We start from the raw sequence: 12,429 nt of genomic DNA, 5'->3' as shown, positions 1-12,429 counted from the left end.
TTGACATATGAATGATTACTCATGTATAATAACTTATGAAGAGATATTCATATGTTTGGTGAGGAGGGACTTAAAATGAAAAGCTATCAATTACAAGGTTTAGATTGTGCAAACTGTGCGATGAAAATTGAAAAGAAAGTACAAGCAATACCTGGTGTAAAAGAGGCAACAGTCAATTTTGCGACTGGTAAAATGATGATCGAGGCGGATGAAACAATGATTTCAGCGATTGAGGAGAAAGCAAAAGAAGAAATCAATCGTTTAGAACCAGATGTGACAGTTACAGAAGTGAAAAAAAATCCGCAACTGAAAAATAAGCAAGTTGAAAGCGAAAAAAATACGACGCTATGGCGGATCGTACTTGCTTCACTTGGCTTACTCGTCTTATTTCTATGGCAACCAGCAGAGCCAATCCGTTTCATTACGTTCTTTGCCATTTTTGTTCTCATCGGATTTGATGTCATTCAACAAGCAATCGTGAATATTCGTAAAGGACAAGTATTTGATGAAAATTTCTTGATGTCGATTGCAACGATCGGTGCGATGTTGATTGGTGAATATCCAGAAGCAGTCGCTGTGATGTTGTTTTATCAAATTGGCGAATATTTCCAACATTTCGCTGTCGATCAGTCACGTCGCTCGATTCGCAACTTGATGGCGATCCGACCAGAAATTGCACATGTGATCACTGAAAGTGGCTTAGTAAGTATGCAACCTGAAGAAGTGCAGATTGGTGAAACACTCATGGTCAAACCTGGTGAAAGGATTCCGTTAGATGGAAAGATCATCAAAGGGCAATCACTCGTAGACACTTCAGCATTGACAGGAGAATCATTGCCAAAAGAAGTTATAAGTGGAGAAACAGTACTAAGTGGTTTTATCAACAAGACGCAGCCATTAACGATCGAAGTAGTAAAAAGTTATGAAAATTCGACAATCAGTAAATTATTGGAATTAGTCGAAACAGCAAGTAGTAAAAAGGCACCAGCTGAAAAATTTATCACTAAATTTGCTCGTTATTATACGCCGATCGTTGTCGCTCTAGCTGTTCTTTTAGCTATCGTCCCACCATTATTTTTGGGGGGAGGATTTTCTGAATGGATCTATCGAGCGTTGACGTTTCTTGTGATCTCTTGTCCCTGTGCGTTAGTGATCTCTGTCCCACTTAGCTTTTTTGGCGGGATCGGAGGAGCTAGTAAACAAGGGATACTCGTAAAGGGCGGCAATTATTTAGAACTTTTAGCTCGTACAGAAACGGTCGTATTTGATAAAACAGGCACATTGACGAAGGGTGATTTTTCGGTACAAAAAATCGTTTCAGACATGGACGAAAAAGCGTTCATGAAGTACATTGCCAGTCTTGAAAATCTTTCGACACATCCAATCGCTAAGGCGGTCATGGATGCAAATAGTGGACCAATATATGAGATTGAAACACCAGAAGAAATTGCTGGTGAAGGAATCAAAGCACAAATCGAAGGACGAGATGTACTTGTCGGCAATCAAAAATTACTCGCTCGTTTTAAAATCAAGCAAGCAAATCCTCATGAAATTGGCACTTTGATTTATTTAGCGATCGATAATCAAGTAATGGGGTATTTAGTCATTGCTGATACGATCAAACCAGATGCAACATTAGCAATCGAGACATTGAAGCAAGTCGGTGTCAAAAAGACGGCGATGTTGACTGGAGATGCTCAAAGCATTGCGGAACAAGTCGCAAAAGAGGTAGGGGTCGATACAGTCTATAGTGAACTGCTTCCCGAAGATAAGGTTGAGAAATTAGAAGCGCTGATGCACGACACATCACAAAAAACCGCGTTTGTCGGCGATGGGATCAATGATGCCCCAGTCTTAGCTCGAGCGGATGTCGGAATCGCTATGGGAGGCTTGGGCAGTGATGCGGCAATTGAAGCAGCCGATGTCGTGATCATGAACGATGAACCATCAAAACTAGCTGAGACAATCAAACTTTCAAGAAAAACGTTGAGAATCGTCAAGCAAAATATCGCGTTTGCTATCGGCGTAAAAGTGATCGTGTTGATTCTTGGTGCAATCGGTTATGCTTCGATGGGAAATGCCGTCTTTGCCGATGTCGGTGTGACGCTTATCGCTGTATTAAATGCGATGCGTGGCCTCTCTGTCAAAAAGTAAACAAAATATTCAAAAAAGCAACGATAAACCACAGGAATCAGTAAAGTGAGGACTGTGGTTTTTTGCGCTTAAAATAACTGGAATATTTTAATTGTTCTGAAAATTCCAAAATAGTTAGAAAATAAATCTTTTTTATGCGCTTATATAAGGGGAGTTTTAGTCTAAAATGAAAAGAAAATGTAAAAACGATGTGTTTTACCTAAAATAATCCACAAATAAAATAACGAAGTGTTGTAAACAATAAAAAAATTGAATATGATAGTCAATGATTAATTATTAAATATTTTTAAAGGAGAAATCAGATGAACGAAAAACAACTGCGCTGGTTTACAGTAGCATTGATTGCATTCAACATGGTCTGGGGTATGGGGAATGTCGTCAATAACTACGCGCAACAAGGGATTTCAGTAATCACTTCTTGGTTATTGATCCTAGCAATTTATTTTATCCCCTATGCTCTGATCGTTGGTCAATTAGGATCAGCATTTAAAGATAGTAAAGGTGGCGTTAGTTCTTGGGTGGAAAATACCACGTCAAATAAACGCTTAGCTTACTATGCTGCTTGGACTTACTGGGTCGTGCATATTCCATATTTAGCACAAAAACCGCAAGCAATCTTGATTGCTGCTGGGTGGGCAGTCCAAGGGAATGGCGATATCGTCAATACGATGTCCGTCCAAATGGTCGCAGTTATCTCATTGATCATTTTCTTAGCTTTCTTGTATTTATCAACTAAAGGTTTATCTACGTTGAAAGTAATTGGTGGTTTAGCGGGTACAGCAATGTTTGTCATGTCATTATTATTCATTTTACTTGCTGTCACTGCACCATTCATCAATCCAACGATGGAATTTGCGACAGCGAATATGAATCAAGTCCAAACGTATATTCCTAAGTTTGATTTTGGCTACTTCACAACTGTCTCCATGCTTGTTTTTGCTGTAGGGGGCGCTGAAAAAATCTCTCCTTATGTTAATTCAACGCGTAACCCTGCAAAAGAATTTCCTAAAGGGATGATTTTCTTAGCTGCAATGGTAGGAATCTGTGCCGTTTTAGGTTCTGTCGCAATGGGTATGTTGTTTGCAAGTGATAATATTCCAAAAGATTTAATGGCAAATGGTGCATACAGTGCCTTCCAAATCTTAGGTAACTATTACGGTATTGGTAATCTGTTGATGATCATCTATGCGTTGACGAACATGGTCGGTCAGATCTCTGCCTTGGCTTTTTCAATCGATGCGCCATTGAAGATTTTATTAGCAGATGCAGATCCAGAGTTTGTCCCAAGCTGGTTACGTAAACGCAACAGCAAAGGTACATTAGTGAACGGTTATATGTTCACAGGTATTTTAGTAGGGATCATCATCCTCTTACCGATCGTCGGTATCAAAGATATGAATGAATTAGTCAAATGGTTGACGAACTTGAATTCAGTCGTTATGCCAATGCGTTACTTGTGGGTATTCTTAGCATACATGATGTTGAACAAAGCATACAAAAAATTCACGTCTGAATATAAATTCGTGAAAAATCCAAAAGTTGGCTTCATCTTTGGTGCTTGGTGTTTTGCTTTCACTGCGTTTGCATGTATTTTGGGAATGGTTCCAAAAGTGGAATACGCCGCTGATCCAAAAGCTTGGTGGTTCCAATTGATCTCAAATATCGTGACACCGATCATCTTGATTTTACTAGGCATGATCTTGCCAGCGATTGCACGTCGTGATAAAAAGAAAAATGAAGTGAAACAACCAGTTACTCAACTATAACAATAGTGATGACCGAATCAATGCAACGATTGATTCGGTTTCTTTTTGCGTTATTACGGATTAAAGGTAGAATAAAGAAAAACTGATTTAAGGGGGGCAAAAGATGAAAATCATGATCATGGGACAATCCGGTGCTGGGAAATCTACGCTTGCCAGAAGTTTGCAAAAAATGACAGGAAGCCCACTTCTAGCACTTGATCGGCTGTGGCTCAAGACAGATTATGGTAAAGAAGCAGAACGTTGGTTGTTTCAGGAACAAGAACGTTTTATGGCAGATAATAGCGATTGGATCATCGAAGGGAACTATCTATCAATCGCCAAAGAGCGAATCGAACAAGCGGACTTGATCCTATTGCTTCGCTTGCCGAGACACCATGCGATCTATCGGGTAATCAAGCGGTCGATCAAACGCAAATTAGATAAACGTACACGTCCAGATGTTCCAGAAGAATTCAAAGAAAAATTCGATCAGGAGTATCTGGATTTTTTGCGGTATGTTTGGCGGTACAGAAAAGAGAAAGAACCATTGGCTCTTAAAAAGCTAACCGAACAAGATGCAATGGCGAAAGTAGTTATTTTAGATGGGCCACATCAGCAAAAAGCATTTTTAGAAAAATGGCGAAACAAAAGTAGTTGACAACTTTCGTTTACAAGTGTAATCTTTAGATAGAAATTAAGTTTACATTTGTAAACGGAAAAGAGGCGATACATATGGAAGCATTGAAAAAGCCAATCAAAATCAGTGATTCAGAATGGGAGATCATGCGTGTGGTGTGGACATTACAAAACACAACTGCCCAAGAAATCACACAGATCCTTTCAGAATCGATGGGGTGGAAATCAGCAACGGTCAAAACGCTCTTAGGGCGCCTTGTCAAAAAAGAAGCGATTTGGACAGAACAAGAAGGGAAAAAATTTATCTATCATCCAGCGGTGTCTGAATCGGAAACGGTGCAAAGTGCCGCAGAAAATTTATTCTCACATATTTGTGCCAAGAAAGTCGGAGAGACGATTGCAGACCTTGTTTCAGAAGCAACTTTGACGCAAGCGGACATCGATCAGATTTTGGCAGAGCTAAAACAAAAAGAACCCGTAGCAACGATCCAGTGCAATTGTATCCCAGGACAATGTAATTGCCACCAACACGACTAGGAGGAAAGAAAAGATGAAAACAAAATTAAAAATCAACGGAATGAGCTGTAACCATTGCGTTTCACGAGTAGAAGAGACAGTAAAGGCATTACCAGGTGTAAAAAAAGTCAACGTTCACTTAAAAAAAGAGATAGGAACTATAACGTTAGATGAAACGGTGATCCAACCGTTGACGATCTGTCAAGCGATCAATGATTTAGGTTACCAAGCAGAGGTGATTTGATGGAGAATACAGCTAAAAAAGACACACTCGTGATTACTGGAATGACTTGCGCAAATTGTGCAGCACGCATCGAAAAGGAATTGAAAGAACAACCCGGAGTTTTGACCGCTACGGTCAATCTAGCAACAGAAAAGGCGACGATCAATTATCAAGAAGTATCCATCGAAGATTTGATTCGAAGTGTCGAAACGATTGGTTATGGGGCGATTTTATATGACGAGGCACATAAGCAAAAAATTGCTGAAGAAAAACGCACCTATTTAAAAAACATGAAACGTGATGTCATTATAGGGTCTATTTTAACTTTTCCTATGATGATCGCAATGATTGCCATGATGTTAGGTTTCCACGGAAATCTCGTCCACTTCTTCCATGATCCATGGGTCCAACTGATCTTGGCGATTCCTGTCCAGTTTTATATTGGCTGGCGTTTTTATGAAGGTGCCTATCATGCCATTAAAACGAATGCACCAAATATGGATGTCTTGGTTGCAATCGGTACGACTGCTGCGTTTGTTCTAAGTGTGTACAATGGCTTCTTTAGTACACATTCTTCAGATCTGTATTTTGAGAGTAGTAATATGATCATCACGCTGATCTTATTAGGGAAGTATTTAGAACATACGGCTAAAAGTAAAACTGGTGATGCAATCAAACAGTTGATGTCTCTCCAGAAAAAAACAGCTCAAATCATCAAAAATGGCGAAGAAAAGACTATCCCGATCGAAGAGGTCGTTATTGGGGATGTCTTATTGGTTCGTCCAGGGGAACAAATCCCAACAGATGGAAAAGTCATAAAAGGCGACAGTGCGATCGATGAAGGGATGTTGACGGGTGAAAGTGTGCCAGTTGAGAAAAAGCCAGGTGATTTGCTTTTTGGTGGAACGATCAATTCAACCGGTCTTCTTGAAATGACAGTGACCCAAGTGGGCAAAGGCACGGTGCTTTCACAAATCATCCAAATGGTGGAAGATGCACAAGGAAGCAAAGCACCGATCCAAAAAATCGCTGATAAGATTTCTGGTATTTTTGTACCGATCGTGTTAGTTATCGCTTTTTTCACTTTAGTATTAACAGGAATATTTACAGGCAATTGGGAACTTGCGGTGATCCATAGTGTGTCAGTTCTGGTGATTGCTTGTCCTTGTGCATTAGGCTTGGCTACGCCAACGGCTATCATGGTTGGCACCGGTTTAGGCGCACGAAAGGGCATTTTGATCAAAGGTGGCGAGGCACTAGAAGCTGCGACACATCTTGACACGATCCTTTTAGATAAGACCGGCACGATCACGCAAGGAAAACCAGTCGTTACAGACGTGATCGGTGACGAAGAAGTTTTAGCGATTGCAGCGACATTAGAGCAAGGGTCAGAGCATCCTCTAGGAAAAGCAATCGTCAATTATGGAAAAGAACAATCGATTCCTACACTACCTGTCCTTCAGGCTAAAGCGCATCCGGGTGCTGGGATCAGCGGAGAAGTCAATGGAAAATCTTATTTTATTGGTACAAGAAAACGTTTGGTGGAGATGAACGTTTCATTTGAAGCTTATCAAGAACAAGCGTTACAATTAGAACGTCAAGGAAAAACCGTGATGTTTCTCGCAGATGACAAACAAGTATTGGGCTTGATCGCTGTCGCTGACCAAATTAAAGAACACGCACAACTGGCGATCAAACAGTTACAAGAACAAGGTTTGGCAGTCTATATGGTTACTGGGGACAATCAATCTGTCGCAACAACGATTGGACAAGAAGTTGGTATTCCAGCTGAAAACATCTTTGCTGAAGTGTTACCTGACGAAAAAGCCGGCTATGTTGAAAAACTGCAAAAAGAAGGAAAACAAGTAGGTATGGTTGGTGATGGGATCAACGATGCACCCGCATTGGCGTTAGCAAATGTCGGCATCGCCATGGGCAGTGGAACAGATATTGCCATGGAGACGGCTGATGTGACGTTGATGAATAGTCAACTGTCATCGATTGGACAAACGATCGAGCTTTCAAGTGTAACTCTGAAAAAAATCAAACAAAACTTATTTTGGGCATTTATCTATAATGTTGTCAGTATCCCATTTGCTGCTTTTGGCCTATTGAATCCAATTATCGCCGGAGGAGCGATGGCGTTCAGCTCAATCAGTGTATTACTAAATTCATTGAGTCTAAACCAAAAAATGAAGAAATAAGCGGTTCAAAAAAGGAAAGGACAGGATGAAAATGAACGAGCAAGAAAAAGGAAAGATGCACGAACATCATCATGATGAAACGAAGCAACAAACGAACAGGACAAATAATATGGACCATCAACAGATGGCTCATATGGGCATGGATCATGAAAAAATGAACCACGAGGCAATGGGGCATGACCATCATTCGATGAACCATCGTTCAATGGATCATGATTCAATGGGGCATGACCATATGGGCGGTGGGATGGATCATTCGATGCACATGGGGAATTTTAAACAAAAATTTTGGTTGTCATTGTTGCTAGCGATTCCGATTATCTTGTTTTCTCCGATGATGGGCATGGAATTTCCCTTCCAAGTTACTTTTCCTGGCTCTGATTGGATCGTTTTGATCCTAGCAACGATTTTATTCATCTACGGTGGACAACCGTTTTTAAGCGGCGCTAAGATGGAACTAAAACAAAAAAGTCCTGCTATGATGACGTTGATTGCTATGGGGATCACTGTAGCATATGTGTACAGTCTCTATTCTTTTATTGCAAATCTCATCAATCCGCATACACATGTGATGGATTTTTTCTGGGAATTAGCAACGTTGATCGTCATCATGTTATTAGGGCATTGGATCGAAATGAGTGCCGTTTCTAATGCAAGTAATGCTTTACAAAAATTAGCAGAACTATTACCAGAAACCGTCAAACGATTACGAACAGATGGGACTGAAGAAACAATTTCCTTAAAAGAAGTGCAAGAGGGCGATCGCTTAGTCGTTCGAGCAGGAGATAAAATGCCAACCGACGGGACGATTCTCAAAGGGAAAACGATCGTCGACGAATCTGCCGTAACGGGTGAGTCAAAAGGAGTCAAAAAACAAGTCGATGATCGAGTGATCGGTGGTTCGATCAATGGCGATGGCACTATCGAGATCGAAGTAACTGGAACAGGTGAAAATAGTTATTTAGCCAAAGTCATGGATATGGTTCGTCAAGCACAAGGAGAAAAGTCTAAATTAGAATCGTTGTCTGACAAAGTGGCGAAATGGTTGTTTTATGTGGCGTTGGTCGCAGGAATTTTAGCCTTCGTTGTTTGGCTTGTATTGACCGATCTACCAACTGCATTAGAACGAATGGTCACCGTCTTTATTATCGCCTGTCCGCATGCGTTAGGTTTAGCGATACCTCTAGTTGTTGCACGTTCGACTTCCATTGCGGCTAAAAATGGACTGTTGCTTAAAAGTCGTCAGGCATTAGAACAAGCCAATGAACTTGATGTTATCATGTTGGATAAAACTGGTACATTAACTGAAGGAAAATTTACTGTGACCGGTGTTGAACGTTTGGACGATAGTTATTCCGAAGAAGAACTATTGAAATATCTAGGTGCCTTAGAAGCGAATGCCAACCATCCGTTAGCGATTGGTATCATGCGGTATTTGAAAGAACAAAATATTTCTCCTTATCAAGCCGAAAACCAAAAAAATCTTTCAGGTGTCGGCTTATCTGGAACAGTAGCAGATAAAACGATCAAAGTAGTCAACGAAAAAGAAATCAAACGTTTAGGACTTGCGTTCCCAAAAGAACGCTTGACGCCTTATGAAGAACAAGGAAATACAGTCAGTTTTCTATTGATCGATGATCGTTTGGTTGGTTTGGTTGCCTTAGGCGATATCATCAAACCAGAAGCGAAAAGCTTTATTCAAAGCCTTAAAGAAAGAAAAATCACTCCGGTGATGCTGACAGGAGACAATCAACATGCAGCAGAAGTCGTTGCGCAATACTTAGGGATCGAAGAGTATTATGGCGGATTGTTGCCAAACGACAAAGAAGCCATCGTCAAACGTTATCAAGAACAAGGCAAAAAAGTCATCATGGTCGGTGACGGAATCAATGATGCACCAAGTTTAGCGCGTGCAACGATCGGTATGGCCATTGGTGCAGGAACAGATATCGCCATTGATTCAGCGGATGTTGTGTTGATCAACAGCGATCCAAAAGATATCTTGCATTTCTTGGATCTTGCAAAACAAACAAGAAAGAAAATGATCCAAAATCTATGGTGGGGTGCTGGTTACAATATTGTTGCCATCCCCTTAGCAGCAGGAATTCTCGCACCAATCGGGATTTTATTGAGTCCAGCTGTAGGAGCTGTGTTGATGTCATTGAGTACCGTCGTTGTGGCACTTAATGCATTGACGTTGAAAATCAAAGAATGATCAACTTGATAGGAGAGAGGGACAATCGTTCCTCTTTTTTTTGTCGTCAAACCACTTTACAGAAACGATACATGCTGGGTTAAGTTACAGTAAATTTTGTAAACAAGAAAAAGAAGAAAAATAAAAATTATTTCTTTGCGTACTTTATAAAAGAGACATTTTCGGAGTTTTAGATAAATAGCTTTGAAAAGACTAATAATAGAGTGAGGCGAAGGAATGAACTGGCAAAAACTACTAACAAAACAAGCACAGAATCTCTTTTTATTGATCAATCAAATGAAGGATCTGAGCTGGAAGAAGAGTGATCTGGCTCAAAGGATGGGTGTAGATGTCAAAACGGTCGACCGCTATCTGAAACGATTGAAATCAGAAGATTATCCGTTAGAGTTGGCATATGAGAAAAAAGAAGTCCAATTGGTGTACCATCAAGCGTACAACGAACCCTTCCTTTTATTCGAATTTTTGATTCGATCGGATTCTTTTTGTTTGCTACGAGATCTGATTCTAGAAAAGAAGTTTTCATTTGAATATGATCGTTCCGCACAAGAACGATTGAAAAAATGGTTAGGTGATTATCATCTTTCCTTTTCCTATAAAAAAAGGCAAATCTATGGCTCGGAACGAAAAATCAGATATTTACTTTTTTGCTTTCTAAAAGAATTTCCAAGTTTTTTCAAGGAAGACCATGACCAGACATTTTCAGAGCTATTCATCCAATTACTGGATCGCCGCTCCCAACACTCAGAGATTGAGATTTTCGCAAATAATCGTTTATTCTTCTTTGAACTTTTTCCAGAACTACTCTTTCGCTCTGAAAAAAAACTTTCAACCAAAGAAAAAAATTATCGAGCGATCCTGCGATTGAATAGCCATTTGATCACGGATAAACGTTGGCAAAGAATCGAAAAAACCGTTGTTTATCAAAAACTAGCAATCGTCACAGAAAAACTAGATTCGTTATTTTGGTTGACGAATGATTTCGAAAGTTCCAACAAAAAGAAAATCACGAGAGTACTATTTCAAGAGTGGTTGAAATATTCCATCGGACTACATAATCGTTTTACTCCAGAAGAAGCGCATGCCTACCAAGTATTAGCAGAGACAATCCCTAATTTTATTGAAAAATCAAGCCAGTTCCGTTTCGCGTTGCAACAGGCTTTGTTTCAACCAACGATCGAATGGGCAAATATGTTACTGAAATTATTGAATGAACGAGGATATCTGGAAATGTATGCACCAGAAGTGAAGATCGTTTTCTTTTTTCGGTATGACCATGAAGAAGCTAGGCGACTTGCTGCGATTTTAGATAAAACGTTGCGTCATCGTAAACGAACATCGATCCACGTATGTACAAGGAGTAAACCACCTAGTTATGCCCAACTTGTCATTACGGATCACTTTTTCTCCGCAAATCTCAACAGTGACCAGAAAACTTATTTTTATCAGGATTCCTTAGGGATCGAAAGACTATTGTCAGACATCGATTATTGGATCAACACGAAGATAACTTTTACGAGTAAACGAATCATCGACCGATAGAATATGCTATAATGGACTGGAAAAACAAAGGAGGGTATCCATTGGAATTAAAGAAACTAGAAGTACCTACATCTTCGATTACAGAAGTAAAAAGATCGCCGATGGATGTGTTTGACCAAGCTAGAAAAGCTGAAACGGGCGTATATATTTTTAATCGAGAAAAAGTTGCTGGTGTCATGTTGACACAAGAGCAATATGAAACGTTATTGCAGGAGCTGGCTACGTTGCGCCAACTTGTTACAACAGAAACTGAAGAGATAGAAGTAAGTGGGCCAGCTACCAACGAATCATTCCCGAAAAATCGCACAGCGATCGTTTCAACTTCTGAATCATTAGATGAATTGGTGAGTGCCTTAAAGCAATATTTAGTCACTGGTGTGTCGATCTCTGCGAAAAATCTTGATGAACGAATGGTCGCATTAGGCTTCATTACGAAGAAGACCGGTTTTGGCGGAGTTGTCGATATGCTTAATGAATTAACCGAAACGGGTAAAATCAATTATCAATTAAGGAAAAAACCAAATGGCAAAATCGTGATCGCAGAAATCATCGGCGAACAAGATAGTCAATCGCAGCTATTTGATAAGTTGATCATCAAAAAAATCTATTTACATGAAATCTAAAAAATATTGTCATCGATTGACAGTAATCTCTTGTTAATTAGTGGAACAAATCAAAAACAACAAAAAAGTAAAGCATTCCCCAGCTTGTTGCTGTTACGGATGCTTTACTTTTTTCTTTTATCCTTAAAAGCGGGTGCTTACCTCGCTTGACTACGTGAACGAACAAAGATATTTCCCCAAACGATCCCTAATAGCTGTGGCAATAAGTAAAGACCAGCAAGTAGTAAGATGAGCTTTTCGGGAGAAAAGGGTTGGTACAAAAAATGCCATTCTGTACATTTGGCAAAAAGCAGATAAGATGTCAACGTAGAGCAAAGATTACCAAGCAACAACGTCCTTAAGCGATTGGCTCGACTTAAAGCAAAGCCCAAGAGAAAAGCCAAAAATATCAATACGATGAATAGGTTAACTGAATGATAATAATAATCAAAAAGCAGAGCGAGATAAAGGTATGGCACACATAATAATAAGTAAACTAGTTTTTTTATGTAAAGTAATCGCAAAAATACATTCCTCCAAATAAATTCCCCACGATTTTCATTGTAAAATCAAACATAAAATAATCAATTCTTTT

10 protein-coding genes are annotated in these 12,429 nt (G+C 39.7%); 9 read left to right on the top strand and 1 reads right to left on the bottom strand.

Annotated elements, in window-relative coordinates:
- Window positions 1–75: 75 nt before the first annotated feature.
- The 9 genes from JZO83_RS02580 to JZO83_RS02540 all read left to right on the top strand — a co-directional run bounded on the left by JZO83_RS02580 (window position 76) and on the right by JZO83_RS02540 (window position 11,855).
- Window positions 76–2,154 carry a heavy metal translocating P-type ATPase gene (locus tag JZO83_RS02580; RefSeq protein ID WP_207114913.1) on the top strand — a complete coding sequence of 693 codons (2,079 nt, stop codon included), beginning with the start codon at window positions 76–78 and terminating at the stop codon, window positions 2,152–2,154.
- Window positions 2,155–2,456: 302 nt separating this feature from the next.
- Window positions 2,457–3,920 carry an amino acid permease gene (locus JZO83_RS02575; protein ID WP_206856235.1) on the top strand — a complete coding sequence of 488 codons (1,464 nt, stop codon included), beginning with the start codon at window positions 2,457–2,459 and terminating at the stop codon, window positions 3,918–3,920.
- A gap of 103 nt (window positions 3,921–4,023) precedes the next feature.
- Window positions 4,024–4,557 (top strand): topology modulation protein, encoded by a 534-nt coding sequence (locus JZO83_RS02570; protein WP_207114912.1) that lies wholly within the window; start codon window positions 4,024–4,026, stop codon window positions 4,555–4,557.
- A gap of 74 nt (window positions 4,558–4,631) precedes the next feature.
- Window positions 4,632–5,072 (top strand): CopY/TcrY family copper transport repressor, encoded by a 441-nt coding sequence (locus JZO83_RS02565; RefSeq protein ID WP_206856230.1) that lies wholly within the window; start codon window positions 4,632–4,634, stop codon window positions 5,070–5,072.
- Window positions 5,073–5,085: 13 nt separating this feature from the next.
- On the top strand, window positions 5,086–5,295 hold the full coding sequence (gene copZ, locus JZO83_RS02560) for a copper chaperone CopZ (protein WP_207114911.1): 210 nt from the start codon (window positions 5,086–5,088) through the stop codon (window positions 5,293–5,295).
- On the top strand, window positions 5,295–7,478 hold the full coding sequence (locus tag JZO83_RS02555) for a heavy metal translocating P-type ATPase (protein ID WP_207114910.1): 2,184 nt from the start codon (window positions 5,295–5,297) through the stop codon (window positions 7,476–7,478). The genes copZ and JZO83_RS02555 overlap by 1 nt, the downstream gene beginning before the upstream one ends.
- 31 nt (window positions 7,479–7,509) lie before the next feature.
- Window positions 7,510–9,693: a copper/silver-translocating P-type ATPase CopB gene (copB, locus tag JZO83_RS02550; RefSeq protein WP_207114972.1), complete on the top strand. Its 2,184-nt coding sequence runs from the start codon at window positions 7,510–7,512 to the stop codon at window positions 9,691–9,693.
- A gap of 216 nt (window positions 9,694–9,909) precedes the next feature.
- Entirely contained in the window at window positions 9,910–11,232 is a 1,323-nt protein-coding gene (locus tag JZO83_RS02545) for a hypothetical protein (protein ID WP_206856222.1), read from the top strand.
- Window positions 11,233–11,273: 41 nt separating this feature from the next.
- Window positions 11,274–11,855 carry a type II toxin-antitoxin system Phd/YefM family antitoxin gene (locus JZO83_RS02540; protein ID WP_206856220.1) on the top strand — a complete coding sequence of 194 codons (582 nt, stop codon included), beginning with the start codon at window positions 11,274–11,276 and terminating at the stop codon, window positions 11,853–11,855.
- Window positions 11,856–11,992: 137 nt separating this feature from the next.
- On the opposite strand, the gene JZO83_RS02535 is transcribed toward JZO83_RS02540, so the two are convergent.
- On the bottom strand, window positions 11,993–12,358 hold the full coding sequence (locus JZO83_RS02535) for a hypothetical protein (RefSeq protein WP_206856218.1): 366 nt from the start codon (window positions 12,356–12,358) through the stop codon (window positions 11,993–11,995).
- Window positions 12,359–12,429: the final 71 nt, after the last annotated feature.

Source organism: Enterococcus sp. DIV1298c (assembly GCF_017316315.1).
GTDB classification, from domain to species: Bacteria; Bacillota; Bacilli; order Lactobacillales; family Enterococcaceae; genus Enterococcus_B; species Enterococcus_B mangumiae.
Note: the sequence above shows the minus strand (reverse complement) of the source record. Positions and strands in the feature narration are given on the sequence as shown.

Coding starts and splice junctions, on each gene's coding strand:
- JZO83_RS02580 (WP_207114913.1), top strand. CDS start 76: ATGAAAAGCTATCAATTACAAGGTTTAGATTGTGCAAACTGTGCGATG.
- JZO83_RS02575 (WP_206856235.1), top strand. CDS start 2,457: ATGAACGAAAAACAACTGCGCTGGTTTACAGTAGCATTGATTGCATTC.
- JZO83_RS02570 (WP_207114912.1), top strand. CDS start 4,024: ATGAAAATCATGATCATGGGACAATCCGGTGCTGGGAAATCTACGCTT.
- JZO83_RS02565 (WP_206856230.1), top strand. CDS start 4,632: ATGGAAGCATTGAAAAAGCCAATCAAAATCAGTGATTCAGAATGGGAG.
- copZ (WP_207114911.1), top strand. CDS start 5,086: ATGAAAACAAAATTAAAAATCAACGGAATGAGCTGTAACCATTGCGTT.
- JZO83_RS02555 (WP_207114910.1), top strand. CDS start 5,295: ATGGAGAATACAGCTAAAAAAGACACACTCGTGATTACTGGAATGACT.
- copB (WP_207114972.1), top strand. CDS start 7,510: ATGAACGAGCAAGAAAAAGGAAAGATGCACGAACATCATCATGATGAA.
- JZO83_RS02545 (WP_206856222.1), top strand. CDS start 9,910: ATGAACTGGCAAAAACTACTAACAAAACAAGCACAGAATCTCTTTTTA.